This is a genomic window from Diaphorobacter ruginosibacter (genome assembly GCF_014395975.1).
GTDB classification, from domain to species: Bacteria; Pseudomonadota; Gammaproteobacteria; order Burkholderiales; family Burkholderiaceae_C; genus Diaphorobacter_A; species Diaphorobacter_A ruginosibacter.
On the sequence record NZ_CP060714.1, the window covers coordinates 2,404,239 to 2,425,379 of the forward strand.

Sequence of the window (21,141 nt, forward strand, 5' to 3'; positions counted from 1 at the left end):
TTTTGCTATTACCTCTCAAATTGGACCAATTGATTATCCAAAACTTCACTATAGGAATCTTCTGATGTTTCATGTGGGGCGCTAAACTGTGAAACTGAGTTACATCAACAATCAGCCGGAGGTGGAATGCATTTTGACGTTGTCGTCGTCGGTGGCGGAGCCGGCGGACTGGAACTTGCCGCCCAGCTGGGCAGGCACTTGGGCAAGAACCTCGGTGGGGAGAAGGTGCTTCTCATCGACCGGTTTCCATACCACATCTGGAAGCCTACCCTGCATGAGGTTGCTGCGGGAACGCTGGACGCTCACCAGGAGGGTTTGTCCTACACGGTGCTCGCGCGGCGCAACCATTTCAGCTTCTCGATGGGAGACATGTGCGCGCTCGACAGCGCTCGCAAGACCCTGACCCTCGCGGCCATGAAGGACGGGCAGGGCAACGAGATCGTGCCGCAGCGCACGGTGAGCTACAAGCATCTCGTGCTGGCCATGGGCAGCGGCTCCAATTCGTTCGGCACGCCCGGCATTGAGAACGCATACCTGTTGGAGAACGCGGTGGATGCCCAGCATTTCCACAGCGATTGGCTGAGCGCCGCGGTGCGGGCGTCGTTCTCGGCGGAGCGGTCGCTGTCGGTGGCGATCGTGGGTGCGGGCGCCACCGGGGTCGAGTTGTCCGCCGAGCTTCTGGAGGCCCATGCCGAACTGCTGCAGAGCCTGGGCAGCAACCAGCGGTTCCGCCTGGACATCACCCTGGTGGAGGGCGGCGAGCGTATCCTGGGCGGCCTGCCCGAGCGCATCTCCGAGCAGGCGACCGTGGCCCTGCGCCGCAAGGGTGTCAAGGTGCTGCTCGGCACGCGGGTTCAGGAACTGCGCAAGAGCGAGCTGCTCACCTCTGCGGGCGAGATCCGGGCCGACATGATCGTCTGGGCCGCAGGCATCAAGGCGGCCGATTCCAACGCGCGCCTCGGACTTGAGGTCAACCGCATCAACCAGTTCGTGGTCGATGACCACTTGCGCACCTCGGCCACCGACATCTATGCCATGGGTGACTGCGCCGCCTGCCCATGGGAAGAGGGCAAGCTGGTTCCCGCGCGTGCGCAGGCCGCGCACCAGCAGGCCACCTACCTGTCGGGTGTGTTCTCGGCCCTGCTGAACGAGCGCGAGGCGTCTGCGCCGTTTGTCTACAAGGACTTCGGCTCGCTGGTGTCCCTCGGGGACAACAAGGGCGTGGGCAACCTGATGGGGGGGCTTGCAGGCAAGAACTTCTTCGTCGAGGGACTGGTCGCGAAGTGGATGTACATGTCGCTGCACCTCATGCACCACCGGGCCATTCTCGGTGTGGGCAAGACCGGGCTGCTGGCTCTGGCTCGCCTGCTGCAGCAGCGCGTCTCCGGACGGATGAAGCTGCACTGACAACGCTTCGCTTGCGGCTTTCCTGCCTTGCCGATGCGCGGATGTGCGGCAAGGAGGAAGGGGGAGGGCAGGCCGTCAGCCGACCAGCAGCTTCTGCACCAGGTCGGCTGCGGTCGATGCGCCATATTTGCGCATCAGGCGGGCGCGGTAGATCTCCACGGTGCGGTGGCTGATGTCCAGTGCGCGACCGATCTCCTTGGACGTCATGCCGTCCAGCAGCCGGGCGGCCACTTCGCGCTCGCGGCCGGTCAGCTCGGCCTTCACCGGCCGCTGTTCGCTCAAGTCCTCGAAGCTCCAGATGCCCGATGCATGCGGGTTGTTGCGATCAAGCGCGCGGCCCGCGACATGGCACCAGAAAACCTCTCCGTTGGCCCGCTTCATGATGCGGTTGTCTGCATAGTGGCCACGGGCATTCAGGATCGGCTCCATGCGCTTGCCCAGGCGTTCGTACTCATCGACGCTGGGATAGAGCACGCTGAAGGACTGGCCTATCAGCAGTTCGCGGGAGGCGCCGAACATTTCGCAGACATGGCGATTGCAATCGACCATGATGCGGTTGCGGGAGATCACCAGACCTACCGGAGCCATCTCGAAGGCGAGACGGTAATCTGCGATGTCCATAGGGTGCGGGTATTTGTATTTACGAAAAACTACCTAATCCAGTACGTAGTATCGTAGCGTATTCTTGCAAGAGTTCATCCAATAGGAGACAGAAGTGAACAAACTCTATCCCTCCGCAGCCGACGCGCTCAAGGGCGTTGTGGCAGACGGCCAGCTGATGGCCGTGGGCGGTTTCGGCCTGTGCGGCATTCCCGAGGCGCTGATCGACGCGCTCAAGGATTCCGGCGTCAAGAACCTGACCGTGATTTCCAACAACGCAGGCGTCGATGGCTTCGGTCTCGGCAAGCTGCTGGAGACTCGCCAGATCAAGAAGATGATCGCCAGCTACGTCGGCGAAAACAAGGAGTTCGAGCGCCAGTACCTCGCGGGCGAACTGGAGTTGGAGTTCACTCCCCAAGGCACGCTGGCCGAGAAGCTGCGTGCCGGCGGCGCAGGCATTCCGGCCTTCTTCACGAAGACCGGCGTCGGCACCATGGTGGCCGAAGGCAAGGAGCTGCGCGAATTCGACGGTGAGACCTACGTGATGGAGCGCTCGCTGGTGCCCGAAGTGTCGCTGGTGAAGGCATGGCGTGCCGACAAGTCCGGCAACCTGCAGTTCCGCCTGACCGCGCGCAATTTCAACCCGGCCGCGGCGACCGCGGGCAAGATCTGCATCGTGGAAGTGGAAGAAGTCGTCGAGACCGGCGCCATTGCGCCGGACCAGATCCATCTGCCAGGCATCTACGTGCACCGCATCGTGCACAACGCCCATCCCGAAAAGCGCATCGAGAAGCGCACCATCACAGAAAAGCAAGGAGCCTGATCATGGCGTGGACGCAAGACCAGATGGCCGCGCGCGCGGCGCAAGAACTGCAGGACGGCTTCTACGTGAACCTGGGTATCGGCATTCCGACGCTGGTGGCCAACCACACGGGCGACAAGGAAGTGTGGTTGCAGTCCGAGAACGGCATGCTCGGTATCGGCGCTTTCCCCACCGAAGACAAGGTGGACGCCGACCTGATCAACGCCGGCAAGCAGACCGTGACTACCATTCCCGGCTCATCGATCTTCGGCAGCGACCAGTCGTTCGCGATGATCCGTGGCGGCAAGATCAACCTGTCGATCCTGGGTGCCATGCAGGTGAGCGAGCACGGTGACCTGGCCAACTGGATGATTCCCGGCAAGATGGTCAAGGGCATGGGCGGCGCCATGGATCTCGTGGCCGGCGTCAAGCGCGTGATCGTGCTGATGGAGCACGTTGCCAAGAAGAAGGACGGCACCACCGACCTGAAGATCCTGCCCCAATGCACACTGCCACTGACCGGCGTGGGCGTGGTGGACCGCATCATCACCGACCTGGGCGTGATGGACGTGACCCCTGAAGGCCTGAAGCTGGTGGAACTGGCTCCTGGTGTGACGTTTGAAGAGATTCAGTCGAAGACCGGCGTGACGCTGCATCGCTGAGGCGAGGCTGAGAGTCAAAAAAGCGGAGCCCTGCAGAGATGCGGGCTCCGCTTTTTTGTGCGTGCCGTGGTTTGTGGAGTGTGAGCCATATCTCACCCAGGCGGATCCTGGGAAGCTTGCAGCACGTCCGCGGACGAAGCGGTATTGCAGCCAAGGCCACGCGTGCCGGCACCCATGCCTACGCCCACCCCCATGGCTCCCATGCCAGCGCCCATTCCTCCACCTCCGCCGCCTGCTCCTCCGCCTTGACTTCCCCCGCGTCCTCCTCCTGCATTGTCCGTACCGGGCTTGCGTCCGGCACCGCCTGATATGGATGGCCGCAACGGGCCCTGGTCGGGAATGCGCAGGTCCGTGGGGATGGCCTCCAGGTCGAGGGCTGCGCGGATGAAGGTGCGCAGCGACACCACGAGTTCCCTGGTGTGGATGCTTCGCCCGGCCGTCATGTCCTGTGCGGCCAGCGCTGCCAGGCGTACCTGCTCCTCCGTGCCCAGAAGGATGACGTCGGAGAGGGCCGCCTCGACCGCGTCGCGTATGCGGCGCTGGCGTTCGCTGCCGGCATGGGGTGGCGAAGCGATCGGGTCGCTGCCTGCGGTTTCATCGTCCCCCGCGTCCTGGTCGGACTCGGAGAGACTGGTAGAGGTTGGCTGCTGCAGGCGCATCTCCCGCATGTGCAAAGGATGCACCATGAGCTGGCCGGTGAACGAGCTGCCCAGCGTCTTGTAGGCAGCCATCAATGTCTTGAGCCGCTCGTTGATCTGGCGGTTCTGGCGCTCACGGCGCTTCTGGATGGTCTGCATGAACAGCAGTCGAATTCCCATCATCAGGCAGGTCACCAGCAGCAAACCGGCGATCGTGGAGAGAACGGAGTGCCAGGAGCTGAAATCGATCATGGAGCGCATGGGTGATGGCGGTTTCCGTGAAGTGGGAGGAGGGGGGTGACCAAGCTGCGTCAGGCCATTGTGCATACCTCACGAACCCGCTGGCGTAGGAGTGATGCGGGTTTCCACGGGGCAAAACTTGTGGATGACGATGGGCCAAGTTGCCCGAATCCAGGGAGTTGATCTGTATTATGGTTTGTAGAAAGCGTCAGGATTGCTCCCCACGCCATTGCGCCGCAGCTCCCCACAAGGAGAGGGATCGGACAGGCAGTTCGCAGGGATGCGTGGTTCTGCGCGCTTTATGTTTCACGAAAGTTTCTACACTATGAAATCACCTGGCGTGGGTCTGGTAGGCGTGGGCTTGATGGGGCATGGCATTGCCCTGAACATCGCCCGCAAGGGTTTTGAATTGACGGTGCTCGAGCATCCGGGCAACCAGCCGCTCGATCAGCTGAAGGCACTCGGCGTGCAGTCGGTCGCCACGCTGCCCGAGTTGGCGGCAGGCATCGACGTGCTGGTTCTCTGCGTCACCGGATCGCCCCAGGTGGAGGCGATTTTGCTGGGAGAGAAGGGCGCCCTGGCTGCGCTCAGGCCCGGTGCGGTGATCATCGATTGCTCCACCGCGCTGCCGGATTCGACGGAGCGCGTGGCGGCTGCGGCGCAGGCAGCCGGGCTGAAGTTCATTGATGCCCCCATGACGCGAACCCCAAAGGAAGCGGCCGAAGGCCGGCTGAACCTGCTGGTGGGCGGCGACAAGGCTGTGCTGGACGAGTGCATGCCGATCCTGCGGACCTTCGCCGAGAACGTTACGCATACCGGTGGCGTGGGGACCGGCCACCGCATGAAACTGCTCCACAACTATGTGTCGCTGGGTACCGTGGCGCTCATCGCCGAGGCGGCGGCGTGCGCGGCCGGCGGCAAGGTGGCTCCTGACGTATTCGTCGAGGTGCTTGCCAAGGGCGGTGGTGGCGGCGTGGCGCTTGAACGCTTGCGTCCGTACATCGTGGACGGAGATCCCAGCGGGCTGCGCTTCTTCATGGGCAATGCGCTGAAGGATATGGGCTACTACGTGTCGATGGCGCGTGAGGCAGCGGCTGCGCAGGATATCGCCAGTGCGGTGCATGACACCTATGCGTCTGCCGTGGCCAGCGATGGCATGGAAGCACTGGTTCCGCAACTGGTCACATCCCTGCAGCGCGGCCATTCGTGATCAAGTAAATTGACAGATGCGTCGCCAGTTCAAAGGCGACTTCATTCAGGAGACTCTGCGCATGCGCCAGCATTTCATTCACAACCAATGGGTAGGCTCGGGTGAGACTATCGACGTGGTTGATCCATCCACCGGAGAAGTCTTCGACGCCATCCTGCGCGGCACCAGCGCCGACGTCGATGCGGCTGTCCGCTCGGCCCGCGAGGCCTTCCAGGGCGAGTTCGGCAGGCTCACCGCAGCCGAGCGTGGGCGCTTGCTGCTCAAGCTCTCGGCCAAGCTGCAGGAGCATGCCGAGGAACTCGCCCAGATCGAGGCACGCGACTGCGGCAAGCCGCTCAAGCAGGCGCGCGCGGATGCCGCAGCGATCGCCCGCTACTTCGAGTTCTATGGCGGAGCCGCCGACAAGCTGATGGGGGACACCATTCCCTACCAGAACGGCTACACCGTGCTGACCGTCCGCGAGCCCTACGGCGTCTGTGCAGCCATCGTGCCCTGGAACTACCCGATGCAGATCTTCGGCCGCAGCGTGGGCGGTGCGCTGGCGGCGGGCAATGCCGTCGTGGTCAAGCCTGCGGAGGACGCCTGCCTTTCACTGCTGCGCGTGGCGGAACTGGCGCGTGAAGTGGGCTTTCCGGCGGGGGCGCTCAACATCGTGACCGGCTACGGTCACGAGGCCGGTGCCGAACTCGTGGCGCACCCGGGCGTGGACCATGTTTCGTTCACCGGCTCGCCCAACGTCGGCAAGCTGGTGGTGAAGGCCGCCATCGAGAACCACACGCCCGTCACCACGGAGCTTGGCGGCAAGTCGCCACAGATCGTGTTCGAGGATGCGGATCTCGAAGCCATGCTGCCCGTGGTCGTCAATGCCATCGTGCAGAACGCGGGACAGACCTGCTCGGCAGGCAGCCGCCTGCTGGTGCAGCGCAGCATCTACGAGAAGGTGATCGGGCTTCTGTCCGAGCGCTTTGGACAGCTGCAGGTGGGCTCGTCGCAGATGGACCTCGATTGCGGCCCGCTGATCCGCAAGAGCCAGCAGGTGCGCGTCAAGGCATTCCTCGACGAAGCTGCCCGGGACGGGCTGCAGGTGGCAGCGCAGGGACGATTGGCGGCAGGTGTGCCGGCAAACGGGTTCTACCAGGTTCCCACGCTGGTGCGCGATGTGCCGATCACGCACCGCCTTGCGCAGGAGGAGGTGTTTGGCCCGGTGATCGCCGCAGCGGCCTTTGATACCGAGGAGGAGGCGATCGCGCTTGCCAACGGTACGGCCTTCGGCCTGGTGACCAGTGTCTGGACACGCGACGGCGGCCGGCAGATGCGCGTGGCGCGCAAGGTCAGGGCAGGACAGGTGTTCATCAACAACTATGGCGCGGGCGGCGGCATCGAACTGCCATTCGGAGGCTACAAGGCCAGCGGCCATGGGCGTGAGAAGGGCTTCGAGGCACTCTACGGGTTCACGCAGCTCAAGACAATCTCGATGCGGCACGACTGAGGGTGCCGAAAGCGGGTGCCTGGGCCTGTCCGGGCAGTGCTACGGCAAACGAAGTGCGGATGGCGCCTACTTCAGCAGGTCGAGCACACGCTTCCAGTCCGCCTCGTCCACCTCGGTGATCGACAGGCGGTTGCCGCGCTGCAGCACCTTGAGCTGGGCCAGCTCGGGGTGCTCTCGAAGCTCGGCCAGGCTCAGCAGGCGCGTCTTGCGCAGCGCCTTCACGTCCAGCAGCAGCCAACGCGGCTTGTCCGGGTCGGCCTTGGGGTCGAAGTAGGGCGACTCGGGGTTGAACTGGGTGGGGTCGGAGCGCGTGCCCGAGGCAATTTCCGCGATGCCTGCGATACCGGGTTCAGGACAGCTCGAGTGATAGAACAGCACGCCGTCGCCGATCCGCATGTCGTCGCGCATGAAATTGCGCGCCTGGTAGTTGCGCACGCCGGTCCATTGCACCGTGGAATGGGTCGCTGCCAGTGCGTCGTCGATGGAGCATTCCTCGGGCTCCGATTTCATCAGCCAGTACCGTCGGGAATGTGTTGCGGAAGAAGCGGCGGTGGTCATGCGAAGATTCTCCTCCAGAAGTCTGACGAAGGGGACAATCCCGGGTTCCGGTGGATCAGAAGCGTCCTCGGCGGCCTGTACCGCCCCAGCGCCTCGTGTCCGCCGAAAAGATCTCAAGCGGATTGTTGGCGGGCTCGCTCAATGGCGCAAGCAGGCCGGCCAGTTCAGCGGGGCTGAATTTGATGGCCCCCGCGGCGTCGCTCCCCAGCACGCCCTGCGCGAGAACGCGTTTGCGCTCTTGCAATTCCAGCATGCGTTCCTCGATGCTGCCCTGAACCACCAGCCGGTAGACGAATACGGGCTGCGTCTGGCCGATCCGGTGGGCGCGAGCCGTGGCCTGCTCCTGCACGGCAGGATTCCACCAGGGATCGAGATGGATCACGGTATCCGCCGCCGTGAGATTCAACCCTGTGCCACCGGCCTTGAGGCTGGCCAGCAGGATCGGCGGGGCGTCACCGTCCGCGCGCTGAAAGCGTGCAACGACATGCTCGCGCTCGTCGGGTGATGTCCGTCCCGTGAGCATCAGATAGGACAGGCCATGGGCATCGAGCATTTCGGCCACAAGCCGCAGCATCGAGGTGAACTGCGAGAACACCAGAATGCGCCGACCCTCCTCGACCAGTTCGGGCAGCATCTCTGCAAGATGCGTGAGCTTGGCCCGCTCGGTATCGGGGTGAACGCTGGTGCCCTTGATCAATCGCGGGTCGCAGCACACCTGCCGCAACTTGAGCAGCGCATCAAGAATAGCGATCTGGGCAGCGTTGCCCCAGTCCTGCGCCTTGAGCACCCGGCGCACCTCCTTGTCGCATGCGGTGCGTACCGCCTCATACAGCTCGCGCTGGCGACCCTGCAATTCCACGCGCACGGTCATGTCGGTGCGTGGCGGCAGTTCCTTGGCCACATCGCTCTTGCGCCGCCGCAGGATGAAGGGTGCCACGCGCTGCGCGAGCAATTGCGCGCGCAGCGTCTCGCCGTTCTCCTCGATCGGCTTGCGCCAGCGGCGGCCGAAGGTATGCGGGTCGCCAAGAAAGCCCGGCATGAGGAAATCGAACTGGGCCCACAGTTCGCCCAGGTGGTTCTCCAGAGGAGTGCCTGTCAGGCACAGCAGATGAGGTGCGCGAATGCGGCGCAGCGCACGGGCGGTACGGCTTCCGGCGTTCTTGACCATCTGTGCCTCGTCCAGGATCAGCAGATGCCAGGCCTGTGCCGCCAGCGCATCGACGTCGCGCCATGCCAGTGGATAGGTGGTGATGACGAGGTCATGCGCCTGCACGTCGAGCATGCGCCGGGCACGATCCGGGCCGGTGAGTTCGAGCACCCGCAGGTCCGGCGCGACATGCCGCGCCTCGGCCAGCCAGTTGAAGACGAGCGAGGTAGGCATCACCACCAGGGCGGGGTGATCCAGGCGGCCCGACTGCTTCTCGATCAGGACATGCGCGAGCGCCTGCGCGGTCTTGCCAAGGCCCATTTCGTCGGCAAGGATGCCGCCCAGGTGCTGGGCGCGCAGGTACTGCAGCCATGCCAGCCCTTCGATCTGGTAGTTGCGCAGTGTGATGCCCAGGCCGCCCGGCACGGGCACGGGCTGCGGCACGCCTTGCCTCTTCAGCCGCGCGGAGAGCTGTGCGAGACCCGCGTCGCCTTCCAGTTGCCACTGGTTGTCGGGCGCAACGCGCCCGGTCTGCAGCAGCGCGGTGCGCAGTGCCTCGATGCGGCGTACATCCCAGTCGGGAATGGAGATCGGCTCGCCATCGCTGCGCTGCCGGCGGGTCGGATCCATGATCAGGTCGACCATGGTGCGAAGAATGGCCTTGAGCGGCCCGGCGGGGGCATCGATGTGCCGGCCGCCAGGGGCGCGCAGGCGGATCATCGTGTTGTCGTCAACGCTGTCGATGTGCTCGGCGGAAAGCCAGCGGGTATCACGCGCGATCAGGTGGGCGAGCAAGGGGACCAGATCGATGCGAACGCCCTCGATCTCGATGCCCAGGCTCAGCAGCCATGCGCCTTCTCGGCGAGCAAGACCCAGCGGCTGCACAGGCTCTTCCTTCGGGTCGAAGTCACCTGCGACGCGCCTGGCAAGCACTTGTCCGTCCGCCGGGTCGAGTTGCAGATGCCAGCGCTGCACTGCGACGCTCTCATGCGCAAAACCGGGACGCACGTCGATGTCCCATCCTTCAGCGCGCAGTGCCGGCAGGGTGTCGGACCAGAAATCCGCGAACATGGCCTCCTGAGGCAATGTCCAAAGCGGCCCGAATTCCTGTGCGGCATCCGGGTGCCGCCACTGCAGATGCGAGGCGTCCAGCGGAATCAGGCCCAGCGTCCACACCCGGTCCATGGCGTCGCGTTCCGCAGCCGGGTCGCGCTCGATGCGAAGCCGCCCATCCTCGGAAACCTGTTCACGTGGCGCACGCGGCTGCAGAACGGAGGTGGGGGCCGGGGTGTGCCATCGGACACCATTGCCATGGTCATCGGTGCCGCTGTATGTCCAGTCGATCTGCGCCACGGTGACGGCGTCCCCGCGTGGTCCCATCTTCCCTTGTGGCCGCATGCCGAGCAGCCCGTCTCCACGGCTCAGTGTCATGAGCGTGATGCGCGGGCGGAAGCGAAATGGGGCCGAAGCCTGAGAGGAGTCGAGGGCGTGCGTCACAAACAGAAGAATAACGGCACTCGTGATACAGGATCGCCCCCGTTGCGGGGGAATGAAAAAGTTTTTGCCCCCTGAAAACGAACCGAATCGGTATCCCAAGAGGAGTCATGAAAAAGGCCCGCTGAGCGGGCCTTCCTGCGTGCTGTCAGTCCGGGTCAGGCCTTGCGGCGCACCAGGCCGTAGATCACCAGCAGCACGATGGCGCCGATGACGGAGGCGATCCAGCCAGCGGCTTCGCCTTGTTGATACCAGTTCATCGCCACGCCGATGTAGGTAGCCAGGAAGGAACCCGCCACGCCCAGCAGGCAGGTCATGATCCAGCCCATCTTGTCGTCGCCCGGCTTGATTGCACGAGCGATGAAACCAACAATGAGACCTACGAAGATAGTACCAAGAATGCTCATCATGACGGACATGACTCCTTGAGTGTGAAACGGTGGAACGGCTGGTTGGCCATTGCGCTTGTGCGCAGGGCTGCGCCGGAATGAACGGCTGTTAATGTACCCCAGCGAAAACATGATTGTGTGTCAGCCAAGGTTGCAAATCAGTGTTCAAACCGCCGGGGGCGCCAATATCAGTCAACGCTAAAGTATGTTTGCAATTGGACCGGCAAGATAGGGACAATACGCCGTCATTGAAAGACATCCAGTGCGCAGTCACAAAAAGAAAAAGCCCATGTCGCTGGACACGGGCTTGACGCGGGTGCTGCGTGAACGTGGCCAGTTACTTGGCCTGAATCAGCTTGGAGATGTCGTCCTGGGCTTCCTCATCGGTCACCCGGCGGGCTCCGTTGAAGCGCTTGGTCCAGTACGAGATGCTCATATCCTCGACACGCACCGAGGCGCCGGAGCGCGGTGCATGGATGAATTTACCGTCTCCGAGGTAGATGCCGACATGGCTGAACGCACGACGCATGGTGTTGAAGAACACCAGATCGCCGGGGCGCAAATCCTTCTTGTCGATGACCTCGGTGGCAGCAGCCTGTTCCTTGGCGACGCGTGGCAGGGCAAGGCCCTTGACCTGCTCGAAAATGCTGCGAACGAAGCCGCTGCAGTCGAATCCGGTTTCCGCACTGTTGCCACCGCGGCGATAGGGCACTCCGATGAAGCCCATGGCGGTGGAAACGAGTTCGGTCGTTCTGTCCGCCATATCGTGGCGAACATCCTGAAGCTGGGAAATCAGGCCACGTTCGGCCAGAATGCGCTCCATGTCATCAGCGGTGGAGTTTGTTGGTGCGGCAAAGGACGCATTTGCGCACGCGAGTAACAGTAAGCAAAACCAACGGGACATGGGCCGCGAGGGTACCACGACTTGCTTCGGTGGCTACCCCGAAATATGTAAAACGACCCCGGTAAATCCCTGAAATTGCCATCGTATTGACATATAGTTACTCTAAATCGAACACAAGAAAAAGTCCTGTTTCAAAGACATTTCCACTTCTCATGGCGGCGAAAATCGCACGGTCACACTAAATTGAGCGCGTTTGTGAGTTTTGTGTGTCTGAATGTGTTTGATTCGTTTTTGAAATAACAATCTCATTGGCCGCGGTCCTCTCCGCCACCGCAGTCGGCTTCGTCTTCCTGCAGGAGTGCATTCAAGGAGGCGTCAGCGGAATGCCAAGGCCTGTGCCATCTGTCCGGGATGGGATCGCAGGGCAGCCGATCCTGCGACAATCCTGCCTTTGAATCGCCCATTGCTGCCCGCTGGCAGCAAGAAAGAAGAATCCCATGCTGCTCGACGAATCCGAATCCCAATTGGTGCTGGTGGACTACCAGGAACGCCTGATGCCTGTCATCTTCGAAGGGGCGATGGTGGTCGAGAACGCGCGTCGCCTGGCGCGTGTGGCCCAGATGATCGATGTTCCGGTCTGGGGAACGGAGCAGAACCCCTCGCGCCTGGGAGCCAACGACGCCGCGCTGCGCGAGCTGTGCCGCAAGACGCTGTCGAAGATGCACTTCAGCGCCGTCGAGGAAGGCCTTGGTGAGTGGCTGCGTCCGCCAGCCAAGCCGCAGCAAGGCGGCAATGCGCGCAGCCTGCCCAAGCACCTGCAGAAGCCTCAGCAACAGGCCCCTGAGCGCAACACCATCGTGATTGCCGGCTGCGAGGCACATGTGTGCCTGCTGCAGACGGCTCTCGACCTGCTGGAGGAGGAATTCGAGGTCTGGGTCGTGACCGATGCCTGCAGCTCGCGTACCGAACGCAATCGCGATGCGGCGTTCGACCGCCTCGCAGGTGCCGGCGCAGAACTGGTGACCACGGAGATGGTGGTGTTCGAGTGGCTTCGCACCTGCGAACACCCCGACTTCAAGGACATGCTGGCGCTGGTCAAGTAACCACCGGCCACGGATGACAGAGCAGGCTGCGATCAGGCGGCCTGGCCCGGGAGGCTGCCGCGCCTCCTCGAAATTCCCCGCACACTCCCATTTGCCGCCGCATTCCCCCCACTGCCATCCTTGACCCGGGGGAGTGGCGGTGCGACGCGCTGCCCGCTTCATGCGTGGAAATTGATCTAGCGCAATCTCCAATCAATAGCATCGTGCGGCTGCTCGCCAACGGCAGCGGCTGCATCGACAATCCATGCGAAGTCGATAGTGAGAAGCCGACGAGCCCATGAAGGCTCCGCCAGTCTCACATACGTCAGTTTGCAGAAAACTCGCTTGATCATAATGAAACCAACGGTATTGCCATCCTTCACACGCGCTACCGTAGGCAACATAAGGAGACTATCAGCATGGTGAGTTTTTCGGATTTCTATCGTCGCTCCATCGAGGATCGAGATGCCTTCTGGTCGGAGCAGGCCGACAGCATCGAATGGCAAACTCGGCCGCGGCAGATCTGCGACTACAGCGAGCCTCCGTTTGCACGCTGGTTCGCCGGCGGCACCACCAATCTGTGCCACAACGCCGTGGACCGCCATCTGGCCGATCGCGCCCAGCAGAACGCGCTGATTGCCATCTCCACCGAGACCAACACCGAGCGCGCCTACAGCTATGCCGAGCTGCATGCCGAAGTGCAACGCATGGCTGCCTGCCTGCAGGCCCTGGGAGTGAAGCAGGGCGATCGCGTCCTGATCTACATGCCGATGATTGCCGAGGCGGCCTTCGCCATGCTGGCGTGCGCCCGTATCGGTGCCATCCACTCCGTGGTGTTCGGCGGCTTCGCATCGTCATCGCTGGCCTCGCGCATCGAGGATGCCGAGCCCACCGTGATCGTTTCGGCCGACGCGGGCTCGCGCGGCGGCAAGGTGGTGGCCTACAAGCCGCTGCTTGACGAGGCCATCGAGTTGTCCGCCCACAAGCCTCAGGCGGTGCTGCTGGTCGATCGCGGCCTCGCACCGGCTGCCATGCGAGCAGGGCGCGACCACGACTGGGCGGCGCTGCGCAGCAGGCACATCGATGCGAAGGTTCCCTGTGCGTGGGTGGACAGCACCCACACCAGCTATACGCTCTACACCAGCGGCACCACGGGCAAGCCCAAGGGGGTGCAGCGCGACACGGGAGGCTATGCCGTGGCCCTCGCGTCCAGCATGCGGCACATCTTCGACGCAAAGCCCGGCGATACCTATTTCTGCACCAGCGACATCGGCTGGGTGGTGGGGCACAGCTACATCATCTATGGCCCGCTGCTTGCCGGCATGGCGACGGTCATGTACGAGGGCCTGCCGATCCGCCCGGATGCTGGCATCTGGTGGAGCATCGTCGAAAAGTACAAGGTCACGCACATGTTCTCGGCGCCGACCGCGGTACGCGTGCTCAAGAAGCAGGATCCCGAATATCTCAGGCGCTACGACATCTCCAGCCTGCGCGGGCTCTGGCTTGCCGGCGAGCCGCTGGACGAGCCCACGGCCCAGTGGATCAGCCAGTCGCTGCAGGTGCCCATCATCGACAACTACTGGCAGACGGAAACCGGCTGGCCCATCCTCACGCTGTGCAATGGCGTGGAGAAGCAGACCTCGCGCTTCGGCAGCCCGGGTCGTGCCGTGTATGGCTACAACGTCAAGCTGATCGACGAGACCAATGGCGAAGAGCTGCTTGGGCCGGACCAGAAGGGCGTGCTCGCCATCGAGGGACCGCTGCCGCCCGGATGCCTGCAAACGGTGTGGCGCAACGACGAGCGCTTTGTGAACACCTACTGGAAGAGCATTCCAGGCCGGCTGATCTACAGCACCTTCGACTGGGGCATCCGTGACAAGGACGGCTACTACTTCATTCTGGGTCGCACCGACGACGTGATCAACGTGGCGGGACACCGCCTCGGCACGCGCGAGATAGAGGAGTGCATCTCGGGCAGCGCCAACATTGCCGAGGTGGCGGTCGTGGGCGTCGCCGATTCGCTCAAGGGGCAGGTGGCCATGGCATTCGCCGTGGTGCGCGACGCGTCGGGCCTCACCGACGATGCCGCGCGGCTGAAGTACGAGGGCGAGATCATGAAGCATGTGGACAGCCAGCTCGGCGCGGTGGCGCGCCCGGCACGCGTGTTCTTCGTGAATGCGCTGCCCAAGACACGCAGCGGCAAGCTGCTGCGACGTACATTGCAGGCCATTGCCGAGAAGCGCGATCCGGGCGATATCACCACCATGGAAGACCCGACAGCCCTGCAGCAGATCAAGGAGTTGCTGGGCTGACGAGGCCTTCGGGTTTGTTTTATGGCTGCGATCGCGGTTGGAGCGGCGGTGGCAGTCTTTTTTATATCAACGGCACGGCGTCCGGGAGGCGTCGGGCCGATTCCATCCAGTCGGCGGGGGCTCTCCATGCGGCGGCCCACGCGGCAAACCGCTCGGCGGGCATGGGGGCGGCAATCCCGTGGCCCTGGGCGATGAGGCAGCCCATGTGCGCGAGGAGGATGCCTTGCTCCACCGACTCCACGCCCTCTGCGACGATGCGGTAGCCGAACGAACGCGCCAGTCCGATCACCCCCTGCACGATGGCCTGATCGGCAGAGTTCTGCATCATGCCGAGCACGTAGCTCTGGTCCAGCTTGAGTTGGTCGATCGGCAGGCGGCGCAGATAGGCGAGAGACGAGTAGCCCGTCCCGAAATCGTCCAGCGACACCGAAACGCCGATGGCACGCAACTGCGCAAGCTCGCCCGCCACGTAGTTCACGTCGTACAGCGCGGCGTTTTCCGTGATCTCCAGGTCGAGCTGGTTCGGGCGCACGCCGGGGTGGCGCCCCAGATGGGCCAGCACCCATTCCGCGAACCCGCGATGGCGCAGCTGGTCCGCGTGGATGTTGATGCTGACCTGGATCTCGAGACCCTGCCGCCGCAGGCTGTCGATATGGGACAGCGCAGAATCAAGCACCCACTCGGAGAATGCCACTGCGGTTTCAGTGCCGTCGATCGCAGGGAGGAACTCCCCGGGCAGCAGCAGCCCCTTGTCGGGATGTACCCAGCGGACCAGAGCTTCCGCGCCCACGACGGTGCCCGTGCGCATGTTGACCTTGGGCTGCAGATAGAGGGCCAGCTCTCCGTCGTTGAGTGCCGCATCGAAGCGCGCACGTTGCTCCACCAGGTTCTGGCGTGCGCTCTCTTGCACCGAGTCGAAGGCCCGAAGGCGATTGCCGCCGGCCTGCTTTGCCACGTACATCGCCTGGCTGGCATGGCGCAGCAGCGTGTCCGTATCGGCGGAGTCCTCCGGGAAAAGGGTGTAGCCAACGCTGGCCGTGAGGTCCATGCGCTCGCCGTCCAGCTCATACGGGGCGCAGACCACGTCCATCAGCGCGCGCAGCCGGTGCTCGCATCCTTCTCGGTCGCTCAGCTGGCCCAGCAGCACGGCGAACTCGTCCCCCGCGAGGCGTGCAACGCAATCGGCGGGTTGCTGCAGCGCACGCTGCAATCGGCCCGCGACCTGCACGAGCAGGCGGTCGCCCGTGTGATGGCCCAGCCGGTCGTTGATGGCCTTGAGCGCGTCGAGATCGATGTATGCCAATGCCAGATGTGCATTTTCCGCGCGGTCGGCCTCGCGCACCGCTTCTCGCAGGCGCTGCTGCAGCAGCACGCGATTGGGCAGCCCGGTGAGCGCGTCATAGTGCGTCATGTGGTGCAGCAACTCCTGCTGTTCATGCTGCAGCGTCACATCCATCGACACGCCCAGCATGCGTTGCGGTTGCCCTTCCGCCGAGAAGGCGACCACCTTGCCGACATTGCGCATCCACCGGATGGGGCCAGTGGCAGGCGCGATCCGCCAGGTGCAGTCGAAGGGGACGGAGGTGTTCATGAGATGCAGCTGCAGTGCGCTATCGACCTGCGCAACCTGCTGAGGGCTCATGCCATCCTGCCAGTCCTGCTCATGCAATGCACCGGATGGGCCACCCTGCAGGGTATGCCATCGTGCATCGCCGCGCACCTTTCCCGTGAGGAGGTTCCAATCCCACAGACCGATGGCGGCCGCCGAGAGCGTCAGCGAGAGCAGGGCCTCCCGCTCGCGAACCCTGTGCTCCTGGCGCTTGCGCTCGGTGATGTCCAGCACCGACAGCAGCCAGCAGGGCCGCCCATCGATTTCGATGGGGCTCATGGACTGGAGCATGGTGAGCACGTCGCCATGGCGCGTGCGCAATTCGTTCTCGTATCCCACCAGTTGGCCGGCAGTGCGCGCCTGCTGCACCAGGTGCTCGCGTGTCTGCGCGCTGTAGATGCCGAGATCCACGAGCGAACGCCCGATGCATTCCTCCTTGCGGTAGCCGAGCACTGCTTCCCAGGCAGGATTGACGTCGACAAATCGCCCCTTCTCCTGGTCGATGAAGCTCAAGGGGATCGGCAGCATCCGGAAGATGTGCTCGAAGCGTGCCTGCGAAGCCAGCATCCGCTCCGACGCCCTGTGCAGGTTGTCCACGTCCTGCAGTACGCCGCGCACCTTCACCAGCCGGTCTCCCTGGAAAACGGCCTCGCCCAGCACCCGAACCCATATCCGGCGGCCATCGGTGCGGATGATCTCGAACTCCATGTCCCAGACCTTGTCCCTGCCGTGGTCCGCGTTGCTTTGCCTTCGCACCTCCGAACGCCATTCGGGTGCGACAAAGCGATCGATGTAGTCCCGCGGCGGCAGCGCGCCGTGCGGCATGCCGTGGATCTCGCAGGTCACATCCGACCAGTAGGTGACGCCCTGGCGGGGCTCGCCTTCCCAGGCGCCCAGGCGCGCCAGCCGGCTGGCCTGTTGCAGAAGCTGGTTGGAGGTGCTCAGGCTGTCGCGGATGGCATGGGCCTGGGTCATGTCGTGGTAGACGAACACCATGCACTTTTCCCCGGCGATATGGGCATCGCGCGCCGACAGCAGGCCGGGAATGGCGCGGCCGTGGTGCCTGAGCACCATCGGCATGCCGTGCAGTTGTTCGTCGTTCCGCAGCGCCTGCGTGAAGCGCTGGAGGTCCTCCGGATCGATGGCCAGCCCGAGCGCTTCTCCCGTGCGGCCCACGATGTCCGCGGGAGCCATGTTCAGCAGGCGGCCGAGGGCCGGGTTGGCGTCCATGCAAAGCCCGTCGTGCATGCGGACGATCCCTGCCGGGTCGGGCAGCGTCAGATAGAAGGTGGTGTACTTTGCCTCGGAGAGCCGCATGGCCTCGGCCATCGAGCGGCGCTCGGCGTTGCCGAGAAGCAGCCTGCGCAGCCACAGCACCGCACCAATGATCAACGTCACCAGAATCAATCCCGTGACAAAGAATTCGTTGGGCATATGTCAGGCGCTAGCGCGCTGCGAGTGTTTTTTAAATATCTATTCCATCCTGAATTTAAATTATTTCCACCTATTGAACAATACGGAATGTGCGCGTTTCCTTTGCATAGACGGAGCGGGAAATCGTTCCATGAGGTGACTTCAGCGCTTGCGCGGGCCGATCAGGCCGGTGGACAGCATGGTGCCGCAGACGATGATGACGGCGCAACCCAGCATCCACAGCGTCACGGTCTCGTGCAGGAACACGGTGCCGTACATCACGGCGAAGGCCGGTGCCAGGAACGTCACGGCAACGGCCTGGCTGGGGCCTGCCGATGCAATCAGGCGGAAGTACAGGATGTAGGCGATACCCGTGCACAGCACCGCGATGGCTGCCACGGCGCCCCAGGCGCGCAGGCTGGGCATCTGGTCGGGCCAGTTGAGGATCGTGGGAATGGCAAGGCACAGCGACGCCCCGATCAGGCTGCCGGTCGTCGACGTCAGGGGCGGCACGCCCACGAGGTAGCGCTTCGCGTAGTTGGCGGCGATCGCGTAGCAAATCGACGCACCCAGGCAGGCTGCGATCGCCCACAGCGCATTGGCGCTCTTCATGCCAGCACCGCCGGGGGCGCGCCACGCGAGCAGGGCGACGCCCACGAAGCCCAGGGCCAGGCCCAGCCAGCGAAGACGCTGTATACGCTCTCCGAGCCACACCCAGGCTACCAGCGCCCCGAACAGGGGAACGGTCGCGTTGAGGATGGAGGTGAGTCCAGTCGTGATGTGCATCACGGCCCAGGCAAACAGTGCGAAGGGAATGGCCGAGTTGATGACACCCGCAAGCAGCACGGGTTTCCAGTGCTTGCGCAGTGCGGGCCATTCCCTTCGATGAAGCATCACGGGAAAGAGCACGAGCGCGGCCAGCGTCACGCGCACGCCCGCCGTGGGAAAAGGGCCGAATTCCGTTGCGCCCATGCGCATGAAGAGGAACGAGGCTCCCCAGATGGCGGAAAGAAGAAGGAATTCGGGCACCCAGGATCGCTGGGAGTTCCGGGAACTGGTGCCCGCAGAGGCGCTGGTAGTCATTTTGTTGTGAGTGATTGTTGTGTTGCTTCGCGCTCCAGCCGCAGCAGGGCAGTCTTGCGCTCAAGCCCGCCAGCATATCCGGTCAAGGCCCCGTCATGGCCTACCACACGGTGGCAGGGCACGACGATGCTGATCGGATTGCGGCCGACGGCGGCGCCCACGGCCCGCACGGCCTGTGCGTTGCCGATGCCTCTGGACAATGCGCCATAGGTGGTCGTGGCACCGGCGGGAATTAGCAGCAAGGCGTTCCAGACGGTTTGCTGGAATGGCGTCCCGCACTGCAGATCGAGCGGCAGATCGAAATCCTCGCTCGCCCCGTCCATGTAGTCGAGTACCTGCCTTCGCGCGGCCTGCAGCACGGGGTGGTTTGCGTCCTCAGGCCATGCTGCGCGAGCACCCGGCACCAGTTGCGGCGGAAAATACCGCTGATCATGGAACCACAGGCCCGCCAGCCCCCTGGAGGAGGCGGCAGCGAGCATGGCCCCCATGGGGGTGTCGAACCGGGTGTGGACGATGGAAGTGTCGAAGCGTGTCATGTCGGTTCCCGCAAGTATCGAGAGATTCTGTGAAAGGGGTGTTCAAGGCCGGGTGCGGGCCAATCCAGCCCAGGTCCGCATCACGGCGTAGCTGCGCCATGGACGCCATGCCTGCGAGGCGTCGAGTGCCTGCCGGGCCGCTTTGCTGCCGCGCGAGATACCCAGCGCGGACTGCAACGCCACGTCACCTGCCGGGAACGCATCCGGCCAGCGCAGTGCACGCATCGCCATGTATTGCGCCGTCCAGTCACCGATACCGGGTAGCGCACGCAAGGCCGCCATCGTCGTTTCAGGATCGTCCCCCGGATGGAGCCGCAGGCGGCCGTCGGCAAAGCCCTCGGCGAGTGATCGAATGGCCTGCTGCCTCTGGCGAACAATGCCGATCGAGCCCAGTTCATCGCCGCTGGCCTGCGCCAGCACGGCGGGCGCAGGGAACAGGCGGTTCAGCTCCGGCCACGGGGTTTGGATGGGTTCCCCGAAGCGCTCGGCAAGCCGATGCGCCAGGGTGCGCGCGGCCGCGACGGTGATCTGCTGGCCGAGCACGGCACGTACCGCCAGCTCGAAACCGTCTGCTGCGCCCGGCACCCGCATGCCGTCGGCCTGATCGAAATAGGGGGCCAGCGCCGCATCGATCACCGCCATATCGGCGTCCAGATCGAAAAGGGCGCGCACGCGGGCGATCAGCGAAGGCAGCACGCCAAGCAGGCTGTCGCTGACCGTGAGCAGCAACTGGGAGGCGCGTGCATCGAATCGCGCGTCGATCCATCCACTGGCGGCACGCTCGCCGTCAGCCATGCGCAGCGTGCGCCGCAACCCGGGCAGGCCCTGTGTCGGTTGCTCATCCACCGCTTCAACGCCCCCGATCGCGCGGGTTTTCAGGAAGCCGAGCAGGGCGCCCACGTTGTAGGGTGGACGCCAGCCCAGCCGGATGACCCGGGACTGGCCCGCCTGCGCGGCGCCGTGGCGCACGCCTTCCTTGCGCAACTGGGTCGGATTGAGCGTGTAGTGGTGCTGAAACGCCGCGTTGAACCCGCGCACGCTCTTGAAACCGCTGGCCAGCGCGATCTGGGTGATGGGCAGTGACGTATCCGTCAGCAATTGCTTGGCGGCCAGCAGGCGGCGCGTCTGCAGGTATTGCAATGGCGAAATGCCGAGCGCCGCGGAGAAGATCCTGCGCAGGTGCCTGTCGGTCACCCCCAGGCGTCCGGACAGCCGCTCGATGAGCGCGCCGCTTTCGGTTTCGGACCAGTTTTCCGGGGCGTCGAGCAGGCGAAGGGCCTGTTGCAGCAGAATGCCGCTGGCATCCTGGCTCGACCAGACGACTGCCTGCGGCGCCAGTTCCGGCCGGCAGCGCAGGCAGGGGCGAAAACCTGCGTGTTCGGCCTGTGCCGCCAGGTCGAAGAAACGGCAGTTCTCGCGCTTGGGCGTGCGCACCGCACACACCGGCCGGCAATAGATCCCCGTGCTGGTCACGCCGGTGAAGAAGCTGCCGTCGAAACGCGCGTCCCGGGCCTTCAGGGCCAGGTAACGGGCGTCCTGGGGATCATGGGCATCGTCGAGTTCTGTGGAGTTCATGCCTTCATGATAGGGACGGCCGTTCAAAAGACTGGCAGTTTCCGGACATCT

The 21,141-nt window shown here is 63.9% G+C and carries 17 protein-coding genes; 7 read left to right on the forward strand and 10 right to left on the reverse strand.

Annotation, left to right across the window (positions count from 1 at the left end):
* Nucleotides 1–126: 126 nt before the first annotated feature.
* Entirely contained in the window at nucleotides 127–1,407 is a 1,281-nt protein-coding gene (locus H9K76_RS10855) for an NAD(P)/FAD-dependent oxidoreductase (RefSeq protein WP_187600242.1), read from the forward strand.
* Nucleotides 1,408–1,482: 75 nt separating this feature from the next.
* On the opposite strand, the gene H9K76_RS10860 is transcribed toward H9K76_RS10855, so the two are convergent.
* Nucleotides 1,483–2,028, reverse strand: a complete 546-nt coding sequence (locus H9K76_RS10860) for a LuxR C-terminal-related transcriptional regulator (RefSeq protein ID WP_187600243.1) — start codon at nucleotides 2,026–2,028, stop codon at nucleotides 1,483–1,485.
* A 94-nt stretch (nucleotides 2,029–2,122) separates the two neighbouring features.
* Between H9K76_RS10860 and H9K76_RS10865 the strand changes: the two genes are divergently transcribed.
* Both H9K76_RS10865 and H9K76_RS10870 read left to right on the forward strand, forming a co-directional pair.
* The gene (locus tag H9K76_RS10865) at nucleotides 2,123–2,830 is read left to right on the forward strand and encodes a CoA transferase subunit A (RefSeq protein ID WP_187600244.1); all 708 of its coding nucleotides are present in this window, start codon (nucleotides 2,123–2,125) and stop codon (nucleotides 2,828–2,830) included.
* Between the two features lie 2 nt (nucleotides 2,831–2,832).
* On the forward strand, nucleotides 2,833–3,471 hold the full coding sequence (locus H9K76_RS10870; protein ID WP_187600245.1) for a CoA transferase subunit B: 639 nt from the start codon (nucleotides 2,833–2,835) through the stop codon (nucleotides 3,469–3,471).
* A 92-nt stretch (nucleotides 3,472–3,563) separates the two neighbouring features.
* On the opposite strand, the gene H9K76_RS10875 is transcribed toward H9K76_RS10870, so the two are convergent.
* Nucleotides 3,564–4,370: a hypothetical protein gene (locus H9K76_RS10875; protein WP_187600246.1), complete on the reverse strand. Its 807-nt coding sequence runs from the start codon at nucleotides 4,368–4,370 to the stop codon at nucleotides 3,564–3,566.
* A gap of 304 nt (nucleotides 4,371–4,674) precedes the next feature.
* Between H9K76_RS10875 and H9K76_RS10880 the strand changes: the two genes are divergently transcribed.
* Both H9K76_RS10880 and H9K76_RS10885 read left to right on the forward strand, forming a co-directional pair.
* On the forward strand, nucleotides 4,675–5,559 hold the full coding sequence (locus H9K76_RS10880) for an NAD(P)-dependent oxidoreductase (RefSeq protein ID WP_187600247.1): 885 nt from the start codon (nucleotides 4,675–4,677) through the stop codon (nucleotides 5,557–5,559).
* 61 nt (nucleotides 5,560–5,620) lie between these two features.
* Nucleotides 5,621–7,048: an aldehyde dehydrogenase family protein gene (locus tag H9K76_RS10885; RefSeq protein WP_187600248.1), complete on the forward strand. Its 1,428-nt coding sequence runs from the start codon at nucleotides 5,621–5,623 to the stop codon at nucleotides 7,046–7,048.
* A 66-nt stretch (nucleotides 7,049–7,114) separates the two neighbouring features.
* Here H9K76_RS10885 and H9K76_RS10890 read toward each other — a convergent pair whose 3' ends face one another.
* From H9K76_RS10890 to H9K76_RS10905, 4 genes are all read right to left on the reverse strand, one after another.
* Nucleotides 7,115–7,606, reverse strand: a complete 492-nt coding sequence (locus H9K76_RS10890; protein WP_187600249.1) for an EVE domain-containing protein — start codon at nucleotides 7,604–7,606, stop codon at nucleotides 7,115–7,117.
* 55 nt (nucleotides 7,607–7,661) lie between these two features.
* Entirely contained in the window at nucleotides 7,662–10,184 is a 2,523-nt protein-coding gene (locus tag H9K76_RS10895; RefSeq protein ID WP_187600250.1) for a DEAD/DEAH box helicase, read from the reverse strand.
* 221 nt (nucleotides 10,185–10,405) lie between these two features.
* Nucleotides 10,406–10,657 (reverse strand): GlsB/YeaQ/YmgE family stress response membrane protein, encoded by a 252-nt coding sequence (locus tag H9K76_RS10900; RefSeq protein WP_187600251.1) that lies wholly within the window; start codon nucleotides 10,655–10,657, stop codon nucleotides 10,406–10,408.
* Between the two features lie 316 nt (nucleotides 10,658–10,973).
* Nucleotides 10,974–11,540 (reverse strand): C40 family peptidase, encoded by a 567-nt coding sequence (locus tag H9K76_RS10905; protein ID WP_187600252.1) that lies wholly within the window; start codon nucleotides 11,538–11,540, stop codon nucleotides 10,974–10,976.
* Nucleotides 11,541–11,977: 437 nt separating this feature from the next.
* Between H9K76_RS10905 and H9K76_RS10910 the strand changes: the two genes are divergently transcribed.
* Nucleotides 11,978–12,583, forward strand: a complete 606-nt coding sequence (locus tag H9K76_RS10910; RefSeq protein WP_187600253.1) for an isochorismatase family protein — start codon at nucleotides 11,978–11,980, stop codon at nucleotides 12,581–12,583.
* Nucleotides 12,584–12,981: 398 nt separating this feature from the next.
* Nucleotides 12,982–14,874 carry a propionate--CoA ligase gene (locus tag H9K76_RS10915; protein ID WP_187600254.1) on the forward strand — a complete coding sequence of 631 codons (1,893 nt, stop codon included), beginning with the start codon at nucleotides 12,982–12,984 and terminating at the stop codon, nucleotides 14,872–14,874.
* A 61-nt stretch (nucleotides 14,875–14,935) separates the two neighbouring features.
* On the opposite strand, the gene H9K76_RS10920 is transcribed toward H9K76_RS10915, so the two are convergent.
* The 4 genes from H9K76_RS10920 to H9K76_RS10935 form a co-directional block, all read right to left on the reverse strand.
* The gene (locus H9K76_RS10920) at nucleotides 14,936–17,917 is read right to left on the reverse strand and encodes a bifunctional diguanylate cyclase/phosphodiesterase (RefSeq protein ID WP_187600255.1); all 2,982 of its coding nucleotides are present in this window, start codon (nucleotides 17,915–17,917) and stop codon (nucleotides 14,936–14,938) included.
* Between the two features lie 141 nt (nucleotides 17,918–18,058).
* A complete protein-coding gene (locus H9K76_RS10925) occupies nucleotides 18,059–18,979 on the reverse strand; it encodes a DMT family transporter (protein WP_187600256.1) in 921 nt (306 codons plus the stop codon).
* Nucleotides 18,976–19,515 (reverse strand): methylated-DNA--[protein]-cysteine S-methyltransferase, encoded by a 540-nt coding sequence (locus H9K76_RS10930; RefSeq protein ID WP_187600257.1) that lies wholly within the window; start codon nucleotides 19,513–19,515, stop codon nucleotides 18,976–18,978. The genes H9K76_RS10925 and H9K76_RS10930 overlap by 4 nt, the downstream gene beginning before the upstream one ends.
* A gap of 42 nt (nucleotides 19,516–19,557) precedes the next feature.
* Entirely contained in the window at nucleotides 19,558–21,090 is a 1,533-nt protein-coding gene (locus H9K76_RS10935) for a DNA-3-methyladenine glycosylase 2 family protein (protein ID WP_187600258.1), read from the reverse strand.
* Nucleotides 21,091–21,141: the final 51 nt, after the last annotated feature.